This is a genomic window from Pedobacter glucosidilyticus (genome assembly GCF_002483235.1).
Taxonomy (GTDB): Bacteria; Bacteroidota; Bacteroidia; order Sphingobacteriales; family Sphingobacteriaceae; genus Pseudopedobacter; species Pseudopedobacter glucosidilyticum_B.
Map to the genome: position 1 here is coordinate 17084 of NZ_DLHN01000034.1, position 20574 is coordinate 37657.

A 20574-nucleotide genomic window follows, 5' to 3' on the forward strand; every position below is an offset into this window, starting at 1 on the left:
AAAAATTATTTTTATGATGGCTATAAGTTTTGCGCAATTAGCTAACGCCCAAAATAAGGTGATAGATTTATATCCAAATGGTATACCTGGGGCCAAAGTGGCGACTGACTATGTTGAGCAAACGGTTGTTGGGGCTGATGGTAAAACTAGGGTTAGCAAAGTAACTAAACCAACATTAGAAGCCTTTACCCCAGAAAAAGGGAAAGAAACAGGTAAAGCAGTAATTATATGCCCTGGTGGTGGCTACGCTATTTTAGCCATTAAACACGAAGGGTATGATGTTGCTAAGAAATTTGCAGAAGCCGGCATAACAGCTTTTGTGTTAAAATATCGTCTTCCATCTGATTTGATTATGGAGGATAAGAGTATCGGACCACTTCAAGACGCACAACAAGCAATTAAATATGTAAGGGAAAACGCGGCGGAGTATGGTATAAATCCTGATAAAGTAGGTATCATGGGCTTTTCTGCCGGAGGACATTTAGCTTCAACAGCATCAACTCATTTTCAAAAAGCAGTTATTGAAAATTCTAATCATATCAATTTACGTCCTGATTTTTCTATTCTTATTTACCCAGTAGTTTCTTTTGGCCAGTTTAGACATAACGGCTCAAGAACAAACTTATTAGGTGCACAGCCTACCGAAGAAAAAATCCATTTATATTCAAATGAACTACAGGTAAATGCCAGTACACCACCAGCTTTTCTTGTTCATGCCATGGATGATAAAACGGTTCCGGTAGAAAATAGTATTCAATATAGTTTAAGTTTAAAAAAGTTTAACGTTAAAAGTGAAGCACATTTGTATCAAGCTGGCGGACATGGTTTTGGCTTGAATAATACAACCACTCAAGAAGATTGGTTTAAGACTTTATTAAACTGGATGAAATAATGATGATTTTTAGTCTTTGAAAGCACCTCAAAACCAATAATTTTTGAGGTGCTTAATTTGACTACCCAACTGAACTCTTACATTCTTTGGTTTTACACAGATAGAAAATTTACATAGGTAGATATAAATTCTGATATAGGATTTACAAAGCTGGTGCCATAGTATAATACAATACACTTATAAAGAGAATGAGTACTTTTTATGTATCCTATATTAAAAAATTAACCTTTTAAAAAAGCGATATAATCATAAGCAAATTGTAAAAAAAGGTTGTCTTCTTTACACTGCAATGGGGTATCTATAATATTGTACAACTGTTTTAATGGTGTTTAAACAGCTTTTTTTGTGAGATGATAAAAGGTGAATTGAGGTAATGGCACACTAGATTTAACCCTTTCAAAATAAGGTTACTTTCTTAGTAGAAACAAATTGTTCAACAAATCTTTTATTTTAAGAATGATGATTGTGGTAATTAACCCATTAATTCTTTTATCAACTTATCAAAAGCAGCTTTTAATTCTGATAGTTCATCTTCAACTATAGCTAGGCGAGCTTCTAATTCCCCTACAGATTTGCGAGCGGGTTCTTCTGGCAAATCATCATCTTCATCTAGTACAACATCAGCAAATAGATGGGCATATCTGGCTTCTTTTTGTCCGGCTCTTTTAGGCAATTGTACTACATAAGCAGGTTCTTCTGTAGTTAGTTTTTCTAAAGTTTGCTGTACATCTTCTATAGATTCAAACTCGTATAATCTGCCAGAATTGGTATTTAGCTCGCCCGGTGTTTGCGGGCCACGTAAAAACAACAAGCAAATTAAAGCAACTTCTTGTGGTACAACCGGAAAAACTATTGCAAAGTTGTGCTTATACTTTACCGTTCTGCTACCACCACCTGTTGCGGTAGAAATTAAGCCTTTTTTCTTTAATGAGTCTAAAGTCATCACTACCGTTTCCTCATCATAAGCAACAACAGGTTTACGTGATGTTTTCTGATTACAAGCCGCTGTTAAAGCGTTCAGCGTCATAGGGTAATAATCTGGAGTAGTTTTACTCTTCTCCATCAAAGCGCCTAAAACTCTTATTTCTTCGGCATTTAAAACGGGTAATGTTTGGCTATTGCTCATAAAAAGAATGTTTATTAAATTAGACTAAATTTTTAGCTATGAAAACTCTTAAATATACTGCTTTAACTGGCTTTTTTGTAGGATTAACTTTTTCCTTGATAAGTTTCTTCTATAAATTCAACCATATTCTAGGAGCTAAATTGTGGGTTCAAATTGGCGCTTTCGCCTACATATTAATGCTTTTAAGTATGGTTACCTTGTTTATTTACTTTGTGATGAACTACATCAAGCTAAAAAAGCAGCTTAGGGCCTAATATAAGACCCTAAACTTAATGGTATTTTCTACCTTACGCATTTCTTTAAGTAAGACTTTATCGTATTCTGTATCGGTATCGGTAATGACATAGCCAATTAAAGGGTTGGTCATTAAAAACTGCCCTACAATATTAATTTGATGCTTAGCCAATACTTTAGTGATTTTAGCCATTACACCCGGTACGTTTTCATGAATATGGATAAGCCTGTGCGAACCTGCAATTTTTGGCAGTTGTAGGTTAGGGAAATTACTACTCATGTAGGTTGTTCCGGTATTGATAAAATCGGCCATACGACGAGCGATGAGTGTTTTATGTGTAAGGTTACTTTTTACACTATCAAAAACTACAATACCCATTTCTGTACATACATCAAAATCTATATTGCCTTTAGCATTGCCAAAATAACCTATGGTTTTAAGCTTTCCGGCTTTTTTAAGTGTAGCTTTATCTATTTTTTCACCATCAGCCAAAAGTAGCATACCTACATCTTTAACATACTTATCTTCAAAAGTTTCTTTATGCCTGATAGAAAAACCATCCTTTTTAAGGAGTTGAATACTTTCTTCAGGTACGTTGCCTACTACCAAACATAAAATTCTGTTTTTAGGGTAAGAAATAGCTCTTGGTAAATCGCTTACATAAAGAAACTCATCAAAACTTGGCGTTACATGGTCTGCCTTTTCGGCAACCGCTTTACGTTCTATATTCTCGGTATAAGCAAAGAATTTCTTAATTAAGCCCGATTCTTTGAGTTGGAAATCAGAGTGCCCATCGCCAATGCCATAGATATCACCTTTTAGAGACATCCTTTGTAAAAGCTTCACTTTCCCGCCTTCTTCTGAAAGTGGGTTGGCTTTATCATAGCCGATGATTTTACCTTGCTCATCAAATATGAAAGTATTGGCATAAATATTTTCTTTTTTGATATGATAAGGCGTTACAACAGGCGTGATAAATTCTTTAAAGCCACCAGAAACAATTAACACTTCTTTAGCATGCTTTTTAAAGAATACCTTATTTCTAGAGAAAGAAGAAGATACTTTAGTTTTTAGATGTTTGATAAGCTTTTTTAAATCGTCTTTATTAGCCTCTAACAATTTAACCCTGCCTTCTAAACTTTCTGAGAAAGAAAGCTTACCCTCCATAGCCAGATTGGTAAGGTCTTCTATTTTTTTGTAAATGGCCTCTCTATCGGGGTGGTTTTTTAGAGATATTCTTGCCAGTTCATCTAAGGCTTCCACCTGTGTGAAAGTGCTATCAAAATCTATAATAAAATACTGATTCAAAGCTTAAAAAATTTTAAGCCCAAAAATGCAGAAATGATTTTAAAAAAACGGAAAATTAAAGAAATTAAAATGATTTTATACCATTTACACTTTTGGTAATACTACTTTTTACTGGTGTAAACTGATAAGAAAACAAGGTCGAAACTTTTTGATTACTGTACTGTTGCGTTTGAAACGCCGCTTTAAGCAAATCTTTAGACACTACCGGGATTTTAATTTTAAGGATACGCAGCAAATGCCCTAAACGCCAAAATAATTTTGCCTGCCACTCTTTTAATTCTTTTTCAGGAGCTTTTAGGTTTAAAGCTATGGCCGTTTCTGTAAATAATTGTTTAAAGCTATAGTTTTCAGCGTTTAAGATAAAGCGTTCGTTTACTACTTCATGTTTCATAAGCTTAATCATGAGCTCGGCAACGTCTTCCACATCTACCAAACCTGTACCACCTGAAGTATAATAGTTTAACCCTTTTTTAACCGTTTCAAATATTTTACCACTGCCTTGTTTACCAATACCGGCACCTATTATAAGAGATGGGTTAACGATAACTACTTTTAATCCCTCCTCTACACCACGCCAAACTTCCATTTCTGCCCGGTATTTAGAAATAGCATAAGCGCCATTTTTATCATAAGCATCCCAATAATGGTTTTCTGTAATGGTTTCACCGGGTTTAACTTGCCCCAATGCTGCAATAGAACTTACATGAAGCAACTTTGTTATGCCAAAGCTTAAACATAGGTTTACGATATTGGCTGTTCCATCAACATTGATGGCCATCATTTCTTTTTCATTGTAATTGTTCAAAGAAACATAAGCCGCACAATGGTAAACATGTGTAATGCCCTCAAAGGCATCTGTTAAATCGGCAATATCCAAAATATCGGCATCAACCCAGTCTATTTGGTTGTGTAAGGGTTTTAAAATTTCGGGTATAACAGAAGATGCTCTTTTGATACACCTCACTTTACTTTCATGGGCTAAAAGTTGTTTGGTGAGTTGTGCGCCTAAAAATCCTGTTGCTCCTGTAATTAAAATCATGCCGCTAGTTTAAAAAGGCAAATTAAATATTCTTAGCTGATTAATAATACCTAAAGGTGATATTAAATGAGTTAATCGTAATTTTTAATATCAATTAACAGAAAAATTAGATATTTGATTTGATTTATACCAACAATATGTCTTTAGCAGATTTTTTCTCTCCCATCAATATAGAAAAACTTAAACCTAAAACGGGTTTTTATACCAGCCATTTAGGCATGAAAATTACTGCTTATGAAACAGATTTCCCTATTTTAGAAGAAGGCAGTTTTGATGTTGCTATTATTGGTGTTTGTGATGACAGAGGTGCTATTAACAACCAAGGTTGTGCTTTAGGGCCAGATTACGTTCGCGAGCAACTATACAGCCTAAATGAAGGTTCATATAAATCAAAAATTGCCGATTTAGGAAATATCTTACCCGGTCATCAGCTATCAGATACTTACATTGCTTTAAAAACCGTTACTACCGAGCTTATAAAGTTGAATATATTGCCCATCATCATCGGCGGAAGCCAAGACTTAACCTATGCCCAATATATGGGCTATGAAGATTTAGAACAAAAAGTAGATTTATTGGTGATAGATTCTCATTTTGATATGAATGAGGCCGATGAAGATGAGACTGTAGCTACAGATGCTATTTCTTACCTCAATAGGATTTTTTTACACCAGCCTAACTACTTATTCAATTTTAGTAATTTGGGTTATCAAACCTATTTTGTAAGTCAGGATAGTTTAAGAGTAATGGATAAACTGTTTTTTGATGCCCAACGCTTAGGAGAAATTAGCGGAGCTGTACACCTAGCAGAGCCAGCTATCAGAAACGCTAACATGATTAGTTTTGATATCAGCAGTATACGTTCTTCTGATGCAGTTGCCAATGGAAATGCTGCGCCAAATGGTTTTTACGGCGAAGAAGCTTGCCAGCTTTGCAGATACGCAGGCTATAGCGATAAATTAAGCTCGATAGGTTTTTATGAATTTAACCCCGCTTATGATCAAAACGGGCAATCAGCCATGTTAATGGCACAAATGGTTTGGTGTTTTTTAGATGGTTTTTATAATCGGAAGAAAGATTTCCCTATGAACCCTAAAGCGGATTATATCGTATATAAAACCAGTTTACAAGAAGACGGACACGAGCTGATTTTTGTGAAAAGTAAAAAAACTGATCGTTGGTGGATGCAGGTTCCCTATCCGTCGGCAGGTTCTAAAAACGAAAGGTTTCATTATGTACCTTGCTTGTATGAAGATTATCAATTGGCCGTTAGTGGTGAGATGCCAGATTTATGGTGGCGTACTTATCAAAAATTAAATTAAAAGCACATGAAAAAAGTACTCTTAAGCTTGCTTATGCAGGTTCCGGTTTTAGTTTTTGCACAGTTTAGCCTTAAAGGCGAGTTTACAACAGCTATCCAAAATAAAAAATTATACTTTATTTATATTCAAAATAATGCAGAGGTCATAGACTCGGTAGTTATCAATAACGGAAAATTTAGTTTTAGTTTGGATTTAAAAGAACCTAGTGTTGCCGTTCTGCTATTACAACATCAAGGAAATGCTTTAAAAGATCAGGGGCCTAAAGATGTTTACCGCCTGTTTATTGAGCCAGGAAATGCTACCCTTGTGGCTAAAGATTCTATTGCACAAGCCCAGCTAAATGGTTTAGCTATATTTAAACAGGATATGGCTTATAAAACAGCTTTAAAAACATCAGAAAGTAAATTGATAGCTCTTAACAAAGAGTTTGCTACTTTAACACCAGAAAAGCAGGCCAAGGCAGAAATCATTGAAAATTTTCAGGAACGTTATGAGGGGCTTTTAGACGAAAGAAAGGCACAGGTTATTGGTTTTATTAAGGATAATCCACAATCTTATATAAGTTTATTTGCTTTTAATCAAGATTTAGGTGTTGATAACATGGATTATACCCAAGCAGAAGCATTGTTTAATGGTTTGGATGATAAACTAAAAAACTATGCTATAGCAAACATCATAAAGCAAAAACTAGATATTGCTAAAGTTACGGGTATTGGTGCTATAGCAACAGATTTTGAAGAGAAAACGCCAGAAGGTATTCCTTTAAAACTATCATCCTATAAAGGGCAATATGTTTTGCTTGATTTTTGGGCATCATGGTGCGGTCCTTGTCGCAAAGAAAATCCTTTTGTGGTAAGTGCTTATGAAAAATATAAAGACAAAGGCTTTACTATTTTAGGTGTATCTATAGATACCGATAGGAATGCTTGGCAAAAAGCCATTAAAACGGATAATTTGATGTGGGCACAATTGATAGATTCTACTACAGAGATTTCAAAAACTTATGGTATAGATGCTATTCCAAAAAATTTCTTGATAGATCCTCATGGGAAAATTATAGCTAAAAATTTAAGAGGTACCGCTTTAGAAGACAAGCTCAAAGAGATTTTTGAGAAGAAGTAAGATGAATGTTTGGAAAGTAAGTTTTCCAAACATTACTTAATTTTTATAAAAATAGCCGATAAGTAAGAAAACCAAACCTACTACAGAAATCAAGTAGGCTAGGCCACCAAAAACAAGCCCTAGTATTAAACCAATGATAATTAAAACCAAGCCAACCCACATGTAATTATTACGCTTATCATCTTGTTTATCAGGATGATTGACACTATCATCTTGATACTTTGTAACGCTATCCTCACTTGAATTTACATCAAACACCTCAACATCAGTTGTTTTAGATGTTTGTGTTTGCGGTAAAGTATCAGGATTTTTGTTTGTATTAACATCGGTCTCTGAGGTTGTATTTTGGTTATTTGTATTTGAAGTTTCTTGTTTAACTACTTTATTTTTAAAAGTTTCTGTTGATAATTTCTGTGATTTTTTTTGAGGGATAATGAGTGCACTATTAAGTTTAGACATTGCTAATTCCTCATCTATTTGTGCTGTATTTTTTTCTTTCAGAACTTTAGATGTTTTGGTATTAAGACTTTTGATTGGAGCAGAGGCCTGACTTTTTACAGCTAACCTCTTATTGCTATTTCTATTAAATTTTTTTACGGTGTTTTTAACAGAAATAGGATTACGATTAGTCGTCTGATTATCTTTTAAAAAGGTATCAGTATCACCATAATAAATAATGGTTTCTGCTTTTTGTTTAGCATTAACATAAATATTTATATGCTTAACATCTTCTTGATAGGGTTTTGCCGTTTTGGCTAAATGAAGTTTATCAGGATTAATTTTTACCCATTCGTACTTTTTGCTTGTACAACCTGTTATACATAGCATTAGTAAAAATGTAGTAATTATCTTAAACCCTTTAATCATATAATCTAGATATTACACCACTTAAGGGAATATTGTGCCAGATTAAACTATTGTGGATAATTCGAAAGAAAAATACCCTATACACAAAAAAATCCACTGTAAAATTAACAGTGGATTTTTTTAACAATCCCAATACCGTGTATTATTGGGTAAATATGGGCAATAATGTTGATTTTTTACCTCTATATCAAATCAAAACCTATATCTTTTCTAAAATTAGCAGCATCAAAGTAAATTCTTCCTGCATCGGCAGTAGCTTGTTGTAGTGCTGTAAAAATATCATCCTGTAAGGTACTAACTGTTAATACTCTACCTCCATTGGTTTTTACCAGACCGTTTTCTAGTTCGGTACCTGCATGAAAAACGATAGATTTTTCAACATTCTCTATTCCTGTAATGATTTTCCCTTTAAGATATTCTCCGGGATAGCCGCCGGCAACCACTACTACGGTAGCAGCAGTTTTAGGAGAAGTTTTCAATTCGTATCCTGCAATTCTTTCTTCTGCAACAGCCTGAAGCATTTCTACCACATCGCTATCTATCCTTAAAAATACGCTCTCAGTTTCTGGGTCGCCCATACGGCAATTATATTCTATAACATAAGGCTCGCCATTTACATTCATCAAACCAATAAATATAAAGCCTTTGTAATCAATATTTTCTGCTTTTAAACCGTTTACAGTAGGGATAACAATGCGATCCTCTACTTTTTTCATAAAAGTTACATCAGCAAAAGGTACTGGCGATACAGAGCCCATTCCGCCCGTATTTAAACCTGTATCTCCTTCGCCTATTCTCTTGTAATCTTTGGCTTCTGGTAAAATGATATAATCTTTACCATCGCTTAAAACAAAGACAGAAAGCTCTATACCGGTTAAAAATTCCTCAATAACTACTTTAGAACTGGCTTCGCCAAACTTAGCATCTTCAAGCATCAATTTTAGCTCTGTTTGTGCTTCTTCTAAAGTACTGCAAATTAAAACACCCTTACCAGCCGCTAAACCATCGGCTTTTAAAACTACCGGTAGCGGATGATGCTTTAGATAAGTTAAACCTTCTTTTAGGGTATCTATTGTAAATGTGTGAGACGCAGCGGTTGGTATTTTGTATTTCTCCATAAAGTTCTTAGAGAAATCTTTACTGCCTTCTAGTTGTGCACCATCTTTTTTAGGTCCTATTACAGGGATATTTTTCAAATCCTCGTCAGCCAAAAAATAATCATGAATACCTTTTACTAAAGGTTCTTCTGGTCCAACCAATACTAAGTTTACTGCATTTTGAAGTACAAAAGCTTTGATAGCTTCAAAATCTGTAACTTTTATATTTACATTTTTACCATACTGCAGTGTACCGGCGTTTCCGGGTGCAATAAACAATTTTTCGCATAAAGGACTTTGAGAAATTTTCCAAGCGAAAGTGCTCTCTCTTCCGCCAGAACCAAGGATTAGGATATTCATGGCTCAAAAATAATATATCCCTTTAACATAGCCCTATTTAATTATCATTTTAGCCATTATAAATAGCATCTTTGTAATAAGAGCATCAATTATGGTCATCTATATCAAAAATATGGTTTGCAGCCGCTGTAAAATGGTGGTTGAGCAGGTGTTGCTAGATTTAAATTTGCAACCAGAACAAGTATTACTTGGCGAGGCATATTTGAAAGAAATACCAACAAAAGAACAAATGAATGCCCTAAAAGTAAAGTTAGAAAACTTAGGGTTTGAAATTATTGATGATAAAAAAAGCAAACTGATTGACGCTATTAAAACACAAATTATCGTATTGATACATCACCAAAAGGAAGACTTAAACATAAACTTAAGCGATTTTTTAAGTGGGCAATTAAAACACGATTACAGTTACCTAAGCAATTTATTTTCTGAAAAAGAAGGTATCACGATAGAAAAATATTTTATTACCCAAAAGATAGAAAAAGTTAAAGAGTTATTGATGTACGATGAATTATCACTCTCTGAGATAGCTTACCAATTAAACTACAGCAGCGTAGCCCACTTAAGTAGCCAGTTTAAGAAAATAACCGGTTTAACCCCAAGTTTTTTTAAAAATCTAAAAGGAAATAAGCGTACAGAGATTGAAAAACTCTAAAAATATTTGGCTAACAATTTCTTATCATTTTTTTTGAAAGCTTTTAACCACGAATAATTATTTTTGCAGGATGATTTGTATGGCAGGTACACAAACACAAGAAGAGACTTTTACACTTGACGAGATTTTAAGCTCTTTAAAAACAGTTCACAGATTAATACTTTGGAATGATGACGTAAATACTTTTGACCACGTTATCTATTGTTTGATGAAATATCTGGATTACTCTGAAAACCAAGCTGAGAAAATAGCATGGACAGTACACAATGAAGGCAAGTGCGCTATTTTAGAAGGCTCTTTAACAGAAATGGAAGTTTACCGCAAAATATTAAAACAAGAAGGCTTAACTGTTTCTGTTGATTAACATGGGGTTTACCGAATAGTTAACTTAAATTAATTTTACCTTTACATCGCACTAATGTAAGCGCTATAATTTCGCCGGAAATAAAATATTTCCACATGAAGAAATTATTACCATTCCTTTTTATGACTGTTATTTCATTAACAGTTTATGCACAAAATCATCTCATTACAGGTACCGTAGTAGATAAATCTCAAAATTTATCACTGCCAGGAGCAACTTTGAAATTATTACCAGGTAATAGATATACCATATCAAATCAATTTGGAAAGTACGAATTCCTGAATGTACCTGATGGAAACTATCAGCTAGAAGTTTCATATCTGGGTTACAAAACTTACAGTACTGCAATATCAGTAAAGGGCCAAATGCTATCCATAAATATAAAAATGGAGGAGGGGGCCTTAATAGGTAATGAAGTTATTGTTTTAGGAGATAGATTGCGTGGGCAAGCAAAAGCCTTAAATCAACAAAGAAGTAATACCAATATAACCAATGTCGTATCCTCGGATCAAGTAGGTCGTTTTCCGGATGCTAATATTGGTGATGCTATGAAACGTATACCAGGTATTACTATGCAAAATGATCAAGGCGAAGCCCGTGATATTATCATTAGAGGTATGGCACCAGAATTAAATTCAGTTATGCTTAACGGAGACCGTATTCCTTCTGCCGAAGGTGATAACAGAAGAGTACAAATGGATTTGATTCCTTCTGATATGATCCAAACTATAGAAGTTAATAAAACATTAACATCAGATATGGATGCGGATGCAATTGGTGGTTCAGTAAATTTGATCACCAGAGCAGCCCCTAATGGTCAACGTATATCGTTAACTGCTGCTAGTGGTTATAGCCCTATCCGTGATAAAGCTACTTACACTGGTTCTTTTATTTACGGAAATCGTTTTGCTAAAGATAAGCTTGGCGTAGTATTAAGTGCTTCTTATAATGATAATGATTTTGGTTCTGATAATATTGAGGCCGTTTGGGTAAAAGATGATTTTGATAATGTTTTTATTGAAGAACATGATATAAGAAAATATGATGTTCAAAGAGTAAGAAGAAGCTTATCCTTATCATCAGACTATAAGTTTAATGCAAAAAACAGCATCAATTTTAGTGGAATATACAATTGGAGAGATGATTTTGAGAACAGATTTCGTTTAAGATACACGAGTATAGAACCTATTTATGATGCTAATGATAATATTACAGGCTTTGAGGGAAGAGCCAGGAAAGAAACCAAAGGCGGTATTGATAGCGAGAAAGTAAAATCCAAAAGACTTGAAAGACAAGAAGTGAAAAACTTCTCTTTAAGAGGTGAGCATTTACTAAGTTCTAAGCTTGATTTTGACTGGGCAGCAAGTTATTCTGATGCCAGTGAAAAAAGACCTAATGAAAGATACATCCAGTTTCAGACAGGAACCAGAAATGTAAATTTGAATTTAGCTGATGCAGAACTACCAGAAGTAAATTCGCCAGGAATTTCAAATACTAACTATAGTTTAAGAGACCTTACAGAAAACAACGATTTTACAGAAGAATCAGAACTTGGTTTCAGAGCCAATTTCAGGTTACCATTTTCTTTAATTGACGGACAAAAAGGAAGATTTAAATTTGGGGCGAGGTTGAGGATAAAAGAAAAAGAAAGAGCTAATATATTTACCGCTTACGAACCTATTAACAGTATTGGAAATTTGGCAACACTGCCAACAGTAACTTTTAACGATGCTTTTGTTCAAGGACCACAATTTGCGCCTGGTACTTTTGTTAATGCCCGTTACTTAGGTATCCTTAATTTAGGTGATGCTAATCTTTTTGAAGCAGAAGAGGAACCTGCAGAATTTCTAGCCTTAAATTATAATGCTAAAGAATCTATTACTGCGGCATATATCAGATATGATCAGGATATAAATGATAAATTATCCTTTATAGCTGGTTTAAGGTTAGAAAGCACCAATATCAATTATACAGGTAATATTGTAGAAGACGAAGAAGATTTACAAGGCGAAAGAAATTTAAAGAATGATTACTTAAACATTCTACCAAGCTTAACCTTAAAATATGACATCAAAGACAATCTTATCGTTAGGGCAGCTTACACGACATCTCTTGCCAGACCTAATTATTATGATCTTGTACCTTATTTTAATAGTTTGCCTAGTGATGAAGAGCTGAGCGTAGGTAACGCTGCACTTAAAGCCGCAACTGCAAATAATTTTGATTTAATGATTGAAAACTATTTCAAATCTGTAGGAATTATATCTGGTGGAGTATTCTATAAGAATATCAATAACTTTATTTATACTTACCGTGATGCACAATATAATACAGCTAAATTTGCAGCAGATTTCCCATCAGATAACAATCCTATTCCTACAGGTGCAAACTGGAATTTTACACAGCGAAGAAATGGAGAAGCCGTAAATGTTTATGGTTTTGAGATAGCTTTTCAAAGGCAATTAGATTTCTTACCAGGATTTTTAAAGGGATTTGGTATTTACACCAACTATACGCATACCAAATCTAAAGCAAAAGGTGTATTTAATGCTGATGGAGATTTAAGAACTGATGTTCCTTTGCCTGGTACTGCACCAAATCTTTTCAACGCTTCTTTATCTTATGAAACTAAAAAATTAGTTGCCAGACTGTCTTACAATTTTGCTGATGCTTATCTAGACGAACTAGGTGGAGAAGGCTTTGAAGATAGATTTTACGATAAACAAAGCTTTCTAGATGCCAACGCCTCCTATAAATTAACAAACAAGGTAAGACTATTTGGTGAGGCAAATAATCTTACTAATCAAGCTTTAAGATATTATCAAGGCTCAAAAGAAAGAACAGCACAATTAGAATATTACAGACCACGTTATACGTTTGGTTTAAAATATGATTTTTAAAATATAAAAAACTAAAACAAAGCACTGTTTAATGATTAAAATTAAACAGTGCTTTAAAAATTATAAGATGAAAAAACTACTTTTTTTGCTTTTAAGCACTTTTATTTTTTCTTGTAAAACTCAACTCCCCATAAGTAAGAATGCCATAAAACCGGTCGTTATCACACAAGCAGTTGAAAATGATACTGATGACCCTGCTATTTGGATTAACCCAGATGATCATAGTAAAAGTTTAATTATTGGTACAGATAAAGAAACTAACGGAGCGTTATATGCCTTTGATTTAGACGGTAAAATTGTAAAAAAATCTATCCCATTAAAAAGACCCAATAATGTAGATATTGCTTATAATTTTAATTATAATAATAGTAAAATAGCTATTGCCGTAACCACAGAAAGAGAAACTAATAAAATAAGAATATTTTCATTACCTGATTTGGAACCTATAGATCAAGGTGGGATTTCAGTTTTTGAAGGTGAGACAGATAGAGGACCAATGGGTTTAGCTATTTATACACGTGAAGATGGGAAATTTTTTGTTATTGTAGGCAGAAAAACTGGACCTAAAGACAATTACCTGTGGCAATATGAATTATATTCAGAGGAAAGCCGCATTCAAGCAAAACTTGTGAGAAAATTTGGAAAGTACAGTGGCAAAAAAGAAATAGAAGCTATAGCTGTAGATAATGAAATGGGTTACATCTATTACTCGGATGAAGGTGTAGGTGTACGCAAATACATAGCAGACCCTGCTTTAAACAATAATCAAGAGTTGGCATTATTTGGAACTAAAGGATTTAGGGCAGACCACGAAGGAATTTCTATTTATAAAACTGGCGAAAAATCAGGATATATTCTGGTTTCTAACCAACAAGCCAATTCCTTTATAGTTTTTAATAGAGAAGGAAGTAACGGAAACCCTAACAATCATTTACCATTAGCAGAAATACCTGTTGCTGCTTTAGAAAGTGATGGTTCTGAAGCTAGCTCTCTAAACTTTGGCTCTAAATTTCCAAAAGGAATCTTTGTAGCTATGAGTAACGGTAAAGTATTTCATTATTACAATTGGGTAGATTTTGAAAAATACTTAAAATAAAAGTTTATACTTGATAAAGAAGCTCAAGTAACTTGCTTGGCTTCTTTATTAATTTTCAACTACTTATGTAATAATACGGTTACCTTTGCGTGTTTAATTAAACACTGGCTTAACTTTCGAGTTCTAAACAGAAAACTTAAACTAAACATGCGCTGTTACTTTTATTCTTCCGTTATACTCTTCGTTTTTATTGCTTTTTCTGCGCAATTATTCGCTCAATCTGCTGTTTCTGTTCAAATTAAAGGTAAGGTTACAGATGCTAAAACATCCGATATATTAGATTTTGCAACGGTTAAACTTTTAAAAGCAGATAATACTCCTTTTAAAGCCACTCAAAGTAATTTAGAGGGGTATTTCATTTTCAATGATATTAACGAAACAGGAAATTTTAAACTCAACATTAGTTTTGTAGGCTACAATACGCTAAGTAGAAATATCACCATCACCACACAAAAAGTGATTGATTTAGGAGTTTTAAAGCTCAGTAAAAATGCAGATGCCGTGTTAAAAGAAGTTGTGGTAACTGGTAAAAAAGATGTTATACAGTTAGGTATAGATAGAAAAGTATTTAATGCCGACCAAAGTTTGGCAACACAAGGTGGCACAGCAACAGATTTATTGGCTACAGTACCATCTGTACAGGTAGATTTAGATGGTAATGTAAGCTTAAGAGGCACAAACAATGTGCGTATTCTTATTGATGGTAAGCCATCTACTTTTGGAGGGGGCGATGTAAATGCAATCCTGCAATCTTTACCTGCTAATGCGATAGATAAAGTAGAGTTGATTACCAATCCATCATCTAAATACGATCCTGAAGGACAATCTGGAATTATTAATATTGTGCTCAAAAGAAACCAACGCTTGGGTGTTAATGGAAACGTCAATACATCGGCCGGTAGGTTAAATAATTATAACTTTAATACAGGTTTAAATTTCAGAAATGAAAAGTGGAATTTTTCTGGAAATTATTCGCTAAGAAGTGGAGATAGAATAGGCTTAGGCTCTAATAATACAACTTTTCTAGGCACCAGCAATACAAGTGCTTTTACCACGGCTAATCAAAATACTTTAAGATCAGACTTAACCAATACCTTAAAATTAGGTATAGAAAGATATTTTACACCTAATACAAGTTTAGCTATTTCTGGTAATTTAAATGTAGGTAATGAAGATGCTAGAGAAACACTTAGCCAGTTTTTCTTTGATAATAGTGGAGCTTTACAAGACCGCGGACCAGGTGAAAACCTTAATACCGAAGATGGTTATGGTTATGATTTAAATCTTGATTTTTTTCATAAGTTTAAAAACCCGGGTGAAGAGCTTAGCACCAATTTCTCTTTCGGAAACAGAGATGAGGATGAATTTGAAAATATTGTACAACAGTTTTTTAATAATCAAGGAGAAGTATCAAACAGATTAGGTGTAAACAGAATAAATCAAGTTGCAGAGCTTAATAAAAATATTAACATCCAGTTAGATTATATCAAACCTTTTTCTAAAACCAGTAAGCTAGAAGCGGGTTACCGTACCACGTTAAGATATAATGATGAAGACCAGATATCAGACACTCTGGTGGCCAATTTTAACTCTTATAACAGAGATTTTAACTTAACCAGCTTGTTTGAAATGGAAGAGTTTGTACATGCCGCTTATACCAATTACCAAAAGCAATTTACCGATAATTTTGGGGCTCAAATTGGTATAAGAGCAGAGCAGGCATATTTAAATACCAATTTCAGTAGAACAGATATTAATGGAACACCAAGCTCTGCCCCCGGAGGGTTAGCTTATTTTAGACTATACCCAAGTATCTTCTTAACACAAAAACTCAAAGGAGATAACCAATTACAATTAAGTTACTCTAGAAGAGTTAACAGGCCAAGAGGGTGGCAAATTAATCCTTTTCCTGATGTTGCTGATAGGTATAACATCAGAATTGGAAATCCTAATTTAAGACCAGAAGACATTCATTCTTTTGAGTTTGGTTATGCTAAGTTTTGGAAAGCTGTAACCTTAACATCTTCTGTTTATTATAGGCAGGTAAATGATGTTGTACAAAGCATAAGACAGCAAAACCCTGATCAAAACGGAGGCACTATCTCCAGATGGTTTAATATAGCCAGAAACCAATCTTTTGGTTTAGAATTAATCAGTAGAGCAGATATTGCTAAAGGATTTAACGTAACAGGTAACCTAAACTTTTTTCAAACTTATTTTACCGGGGATGCAAGCTTGGGCATTAACGATAATGATGGCTTTAATTGGAATGGTAATTTAACATCACAAATGACTATCAGTAAAAATTTATCAGCGCAAGCTAATTTATTTTATATGGCACCTAGGGTAATGTCACAAGGTAGAATGAAGGAGATGATTGCCATGGACGCTGGTATCAGATACGATGTACTAAACAAAAAAGGAAGCATTGGACTTAACATGCAAGATGTTTTTAACAGCAGAAGATTTGGTATGTTAACAGATAATGGGCAGTTTATACAGGAATTTGAGCGTAGAAGACAGGGACAAATGTATAACTTAAGCTTCAGTTATCGCTTCGGTAAAATGGAAAATAATAACCAAAGAAGAAATAATAAAAGACCAGAAAATACTGGAGGTGGCATGGGAGAAGAGGGCTTTTAAACCTTCAGTAGATTTTTGCGTCTAAAAAAGTCAACCACTTATTAACAACCAAATTGAAATTGCTTCAGTATTTACGTTTTTTGCTTATCATCTCTTTTAACTGCTTGAGTTTAGAGCTGTTATCACAAAATTTGCCTGTAAATTATACAGGTATTATTAAAGGAAGAGTTTTAGATGTTAAAACCAACCAACCTATACCTTTTGTAGCTCTAAGTTTAACCGACAGTGTTTCTCCACCAAAATCATTACAAAATGATTTAGAGGGTAATTTTATCATCAATAATTTAAAACCCGGCAGCTATACTTTAAAAATATCTTATGTTGGCTATCAAAATAAAGCCATTACCCAAATAGCTATTAATGATACACGTTTTGAGATTGATTTAGGAGATATTTTGCTTAATGCAGATGATAAACTGTTAAATGAAGTAGTTGTAACTTACCAAAAACCTGTGGTAGAAATGCAGGATGATAAATTGGTTTATAATATATCTGAAACTATTGCTGCCGAAGGAAGTGTTGCCGCCGATGTCTTGAGAAATGTACCAATGGTTAGTGTAGATATAGATGGTAAAGCAACCATCGCAGGCAGACGAAATACAAGAATTTTTATTGATGGTAAACCTTCAGATTATTCTGCTAATAGCATTGGCGAATTATTAAGTATACTTCCTTCTGATGCACTAGAAAGTATTGAGGTTATAACAGACCCATCTTCTAAATTTGATGCAGATGGAGATGGTATCATCAATATTGTGATGAAAAAAGGAAGAAAAGTAGGTTTATCAGGAACATTATCTTCTAGGGTAGGAACTCTGGGTAACTATAATACAGGTGCTTTTTTATCCTCAAAGAGCAAGAAGTTCTCCTTTAACGCTAATGCCGGCTACTCTCATGCTTTAAGGCTTTCAGATGCCAATTCTAACAGAACCAATAATGTATTTGATAATACAGGCGCTATTGATACAACTTTTTTTAACGACCAAACCAACAATGCAGAGCGCACTACTGATGGTGTAGATAGTAGGGTAGCCATAACTTATCAACCAGACTCTGTACAAGTATTAAAGGCAACCATAAGGGGAAGTTATAATAATGGCTTTAGTGAAAATTTTTCTGATAATTTATCCCTTACTGAAGAAAGAGTTGGAAGAAACTTATTGAGACAAAATAACGCCACAGGCAATAATAGCTATGATTTTGTGATGGATGCCGATTATACCTTGAAAGGGAAAAATAAACAAAATTATACTTTGGGAATAAATTATAATAGAAATAACTATGAAGATTTAAGAGACTTCTCTAGATTTTCTTACAACCCAGATGGCACTTTAAGAAACCCAGAACCAACCCTACAACAAAATAGTAATAGCAATATAGGTTCTAATTTAGAGCTTAATTTTGATTATGATAAAACCTTTACATTTTTAAATACACGCTTAGAAACAGGCTTTAAGATAAATCTAAACAATGCAGACGAAAATCAGCTTGCTCAACGCTTTGATTATGATGTTGATGATTATGTGGTAAATGATGCTTTAACAAATACCTTTTTGTTTAAGCAGAATGTTTATGCTAGCTATGTAACAGCAAGATTTAGGATAAAAAAGTGGAGTATTAGAGCGGGAACAAGAGCTGAGCTTACTGACATTAGTTTTATCCAAGAAAACATGCCTAATGCAGATTTTAAACCTTATATGAGTTTTTTTCCGAGTTTAGCCGTTACCCGTAGTTTTTCTAAAACCATGCGTGGTAGTTTAAATTATAGCAGAAGAATTACCAGACCCAGAGCCTTTGCGCTAAACCCATTGATTGATAATTCTGACTCTTTAAATATTCGTTTTGGTAATATTAATTTACGACCATCTTTTACAGACCAGTATGAGGCAAAAATTACATTTTTTGGTAAAGGGTGGTCGGTTTCGCCACGTATTAGTTATGCAGTTTCCAGCAAAATTATTGAACGTATAAGAACACCTATAGCAGGTACAAACGGTACAGAAACTACTTATTTAAACTTAGGTAATAGTAGTGCTATCAATTTTAACACTTTTGCAAATTACCAAATAGATAAAACCAAAAGCATGAATGCAGGTTTTACCGTAAGTAGGGTAAGTTATGAGTCTGCTGTAAATTCGCGTTTAAACCGTACAGGCATAGGGGTAAGAGCTAATGCGGGGATGAGCTATAGCTTTGATAAAGCTACTGCAATGGAGGCTAATCTAAATTACATTAGAAACGTTTCTGCACAAGGTATTGTAAATGGCTATCTAGAAAGTCAGTTTGGTTTTAAACGTAACTTTTTAAAGAATAGAATGAGTGCTCGTGTAACTATGGTAGACCCTTTTAGCGAACGAAATTTCAGTTCTATCACACAAGGTGAAACCTTTTTTCAGCAAAGTTTCTCGCTTCAAAGAACCCGTAATTTTATGGCAGCTTTAAGCTATCGTTTTACAAAAATAAACAATGGCAATGCCAATATGCCTAAAAATAAAAATTAGTCGGTTGAAAAATTATGGGGGCTAGGGTATTCTCTAAAATCTTAATTTGCTCGATTTTATTAAAATGAGAATTATAATATAAGCTTCTCTAATTTAAATTAAAGAAGCTTATATGAAGTACTATTTTGATGCTGCATAAAGCTCATGCCAATCTTGATTATCTAAATCTATACTAAAGGCATTTACAATATTTCTTATTCTTTGTTCATTTCGCGTTCCTATTAAAGGTAAGGCACCCAGTTTTATTAACCAAGCTACCGCCATAGATTCTATATCAACATGGTATTTATTAGAAATTTCTTGTAGTTTCTCTCTTACATTTACTGCTAAAATATCAGTACCGGTTGCTATTCTGCCATCAGCCAAAGGCGCTGATGCTAAAGGGCGCATGTACCTTTGTTTAATATAATCTATTTGTCCACTGTCTAAAGCTGTAGTATTTAATAAATTTAGTTCTATATGGTTGGTAACAATGGGTGTATTTAAATAAGAAGCTAATAGCTGGTGTTGAAATACAGAAAAATTAGTAATACCAATATTTTTAACCTTGCCAGAGAGCTTCAATTTTAATAAAGTGCTAGCCGTTTCTTCTAAATTGCTAATAGGGTCTAAGTGGTCTAAAAGAAAAATATCAATATAATCGGTATTTAATTTCTTTAGAGATTGATCAACAGATTGTATAATATGCTTACCAGAAGTATCAAAATGCTTAATTCTTATATCGGGTTGGCTTGCATGAGGTAATCTAATGCCACACTTGGTAAATAACACTATATCTTCTCTTTTGAAAGATTTTTTACGCATCACTTCACCAAATAATGCTTCGCATTGGTAATTTCCGTAAACATCTGCATGGTCAAAAGAGTTAATTCCGAGTTCTAAACACAGGTTTACTATTCTTTCCATATTAGCAGTGGTATTTTCTGCTTCGTTATTCCATCTGTAGAAACCATAGATAGCAGGTGAAACCTTTGGTCCTGCATCACTTAAATATACTTTTTCCATGTTTAAGAATTAAAATACAATTATCGCATTTAAAAACCTGAAATG

Annotated in this window: 16 protein-coding genes; 10 read left to right on the plus strand and 6 right to left on the minus strand. The window is 33.9% G+C overall.

Features of this window, described 5'->3' with window-relative positions:
* Window positions 1–4 precede the first annotated feature (4 nt).
* Complete coding sequence (locus tag B2745_RS14255; RefSeq protein ID WP_304068112.1) at window positions 5–892, plus strand: alpha/beta hydrolase; 888 nt, start codon at window positions 5–7, stop codon at window positions 890–892.
* Between the two features lie 472 nt (window positions 893–1364).
* Here the strand turns inward: B2745_RS14255 and B2745_RS14260 are convergent, their stop codons facing one another.
* Window positions 1365–2018: a YceH family protein gene (locus B2745_RS14260; RefSeq protein ID WP_304068004.1), complete on the minus strand. Its 654-nt coding sequence runs from the start codon at window positions 2016–2018 to the stop codon at window positions 1365–1367.
* Window positions 2019–2056: 38 nt separating this feature from the next.
* Between B2745_RS14260 and B2745_RS14265 the strand changes: the two genes are divergently transcribed.
* Window positions 2057–2272 (plus strand): hypothetical protein, encoded by a 216-nt coding sequence (locus B2745_RS14265; RefSeq protein ID WP_304068007.1) that lies wholly within the window; start codon window positions 2057–2059, stop codon window positions 2270–2272.
* Here the strand turns inward: B2745_RS14265 and B2745_RS14270 are convergent.
* The gene (locus tag B2745_RS14270; protein ID WP_026905185.1) at window positions 2269–3561 is read right to left on the minus strand and encodes an HAD-IB family phosphatase; all 1293 of its coding nucleotides are present in this window, start codon (window positions 3559–3561) and stop codon (window positions 2269–2271) included. The genes B2745_RS14265 and B2745_RS14270 overlap by 4 nt on opposite strands.
* Before the next feature lie 64 nt (window positions 3562–3625).
* Window positions 3626–4600, minus strand: a complete 975-nt coding sequence (locus tag B2745_RS14275) for an NAD-dependent epimerase/dehydratase family protein (RefSeq protein ID WP_304068010.1) — start codon at window positions 4598–4600, stop codon at window positions 3626–3628.
* Window positions 4601–4737: 137 nt separating this feature from the next.
* On the opposite strand from B2745_RS14275, the gene B2745_RS14280 reads away from it, so the two are divergent.
* Together B2745_RS14280 and B2745_RS14285 are read left to right on the plus strand one after the other, a co-directional pair.
* The gene (locus tag B2745_RS14280; RefSeq protein WP_304068012.1) at window positions 4738–5922 is read left to right on the plus strand and encodes a formimidoylglutamase; all 1185 of its coding nucleotides are present in this window, start codon (window positions 4738–4740) and stop codon (window positions 5920–5922) included.
* A gap of 6 nt (window positions 5923–5928) precedes the next feature.
* The gene (locus B2745_RS14285; protein WP_304068015.1) at window positions 5929–7044 is read left to right on the plus strand and encodes a TlpA disulfide reductase family protein; all 1116 of its coding nucleotides are present in this window, start codon (window positions 5929–5931) and stop codon (window positions 7042–7044) included.
* A gap of 36 nt (window positions 7045–7080) precedes the next feature.
* On the opposite strand, the gene B2745_RS14290 is transcribed toward B2745_RS14285, so the two are convergent.
* On the minus strand, window positions 7081–7872 hold the full coding sequence (locus tag B2745_RS14290; RefSeq protein WP_304068018.1) for a hypothetical protein: 792 nt from the start codon (window positions 7870–7872) through the stop codon (window positions 7081–7083).
* A 221-nt stretch (window positions 7873–8093) separates the two neighbouring features.
* Window positions 8094–9368, minus strand: coding sequence for a phosphoribosylamine--glycine ligase (gene purD, locus B2745_RS14295; RefSeq protein ID WP_304068021.1), 1275 nt, complete (start codon window positions 9366–9368; stop codon window positions 8094–8096).
* A gap of 91 nt (window positions 9369–9459) precedes the next feature.
* Between purD and B2745_RS14300 the strand changes: the two genes are divergently transcribed.
* From B2745_RS14300 to B2745_RS14325, 6 genes are all read left to right on the plus strand, one after another.
* Window positions 9460–10020, plus strand: coding sequence for a helix-turn-helix domain-containing protein (locus B2745_RS14300; protein ID WP_304068024.1), 561 nt, complete (start codon window positions 9460–9462; stop codon window positions 10018–10020).
* Between the two features lie 79 nt (window positions 10021–10099).
* Window positions 10100–10384, plus strand: a complete 285-nt coding sequence (locus B2745_RS14305; RefSeq protein WP_026905178.1) for an ATP-dependent Clp protease adaptor ClpS — start codon at window positions 10100–10102, stop codon at window positions 10382–10384.
* A 95-nt stretch (window positions 10385–10479) separates the two neighbouring features.
* The gene (locus B2745_RS14310) at window positions 10480–13284 is read left to right on the plus strand and encodes a TonB-dependent receptor (RefSeq protein WP_304068027.1); all 2805 of its coding nucleotides are present in this window, start codon (window positions 10480–10482) and stop codon (window positions 13282–13284) included.
* 67 nt (window positions 13285–13351) lie between these two features.
* A complete protein-coding gene (locus tag B2745_RS14315; protein ID WP_304068030.1) occupies window positions 13352–14380 on the plus strand; it encodes a phytase in 1029 nt (342 codons plus the stop codon).
* A gap of 147 nt (window positions 14381–14527) precedes the next feature.
* Window positions 14528–17023 carry a TonB-dependent receptor domain-containing protein gene (locus tag B2745_RS14320; protein WP_304068032.1) on the plus strand — a complete coding sequence of 832 codons (2496 nt, stop codon included), beginning with the start codon at window positions 14528–14530 and terminating at the stop codon, window positions 17021–17023.
* Between the two features lie 104 nt (window positions 17024–17127).
* Window positions 17128–19524: a TonB-dependent receptor domain-containing protein gene (locus tag B2745_RS14325; protein ID WP_304068035.1), complete on the plus strand. Its 2397-nt coding sequence runs from the start codon at window positions 17128–17130 to the stop codon at window positions 19522–19524.
* A gap of 120 nt (window positions 19525–19644) precedes the next feature.
* Here the strand turns inward: B2745_RS14325 and B2745_RS14330 are convergent, their stop codons facing one another.
* A complete protein-coding gene (locus B2745_RS14330) occupies window positions 19645–20529 on the minus strand; it encodes an aldo/keto reductase (RefSeq protein ID WP_304068038.1) in 885 nt (294 codons plus the stop codon).
* Between the last annotated feature and the right edge of the window lie 45 nt (window positions 20530–20574).

Excerpts from the sequence above, each read along its gene's own strand:
- B2745_RS14320 (WP_304068032.1), top strand. The coding sequence starts at position 14,528 with ATGCGCTGTTACTTTTATTCTTCCGTTATACTCTTCGTTTTTATTGCT.
- B2745_RS14290 (WP_304068018.1), bottom strand. The coding sequence starts at position 7,872 with ATGCTATGTATAACAGGTTGTACAAGCAAAAAGTACGAATGGGTAAAA.
- B2745_RS14285 (WP_304068015.1), top strand. The coding sequence starts at position 5,929 with ATGAAAAAAGTACTCTTAAGCTTGCTTATGCAGGTTCCGGTTTTAGTT.
- B2745_RS14265 (WP_304068007.1), top strand. The coding sequence starts at position 2,057 with ATGAAAACTCTTAAATATACTGCTTTAACTGGCTTTTTTGTAGGATTA.
- B2745_RS14275 (WP_304068010.1), bottom strand. The coding sequence starts at position 4,600 with ATGATTTTAATTACAGGAGCAACAGGATTTTTAGGCGCACAACTCACC.
- B2745_RS14305 (WP_026905178.1), top strand. The coding sequence starts at position 10,100 with ATGGCAGGTACACAAACACAAGAAGAGACTTTTACACTTGACGAGATT.
- B2745_RS14300 (WP_304068024.1), top strand. The coding sequence starts at position 9,460 with ATGGTCATCTATATCAAAAATATGGTTTGCAGCCGCTGTAAAATGGTG.
- B2745_RS14260 (WP_304068004.1), bottom strand. The coding sequence starts at position 2,018 with ATGAGCAATAGCCAAACATTACCCGTTTTAAATGCCGAAGAAATAAGA.
- B2745_RS14315 (WP_304068030.1), top strand. The coding sequence starts at position 13,352 with ATGAAAAAACTACTTTTTTTGCTTTTAAGCACTTTTATTTTTTCTTGT.
- B2745_RS14310 (WP_304068027.1), top strand. The coding sequence starts at position 10,480 with ATGAAGAAATTATTACCATTCCTTTTTATGACTGTTATTTCATTAACA.
- B2745_RS14280 (WP_304068012.1), top strand. The coding sequence starts at position 4,738 with ATGTCTTTAGCAGATTTTTTCTCTCCCATCAATATAGAAAAACTTAAA.
- B2745_RS14330 (WP_304068038.1), bottom strand. The coding sequence starts at position 20,529 with ATGGAAAAAGTATATTTAAGTGATGCAGGACCAAAGGTTTCACCTGCT.
- purD (WP_304068021.1), bottom strand. The coding sequence starts at position 9,368 with ATGAATATCCTAATCCTTGGTTCTGGCGGAAGAGAGAGCACTTTCGCT.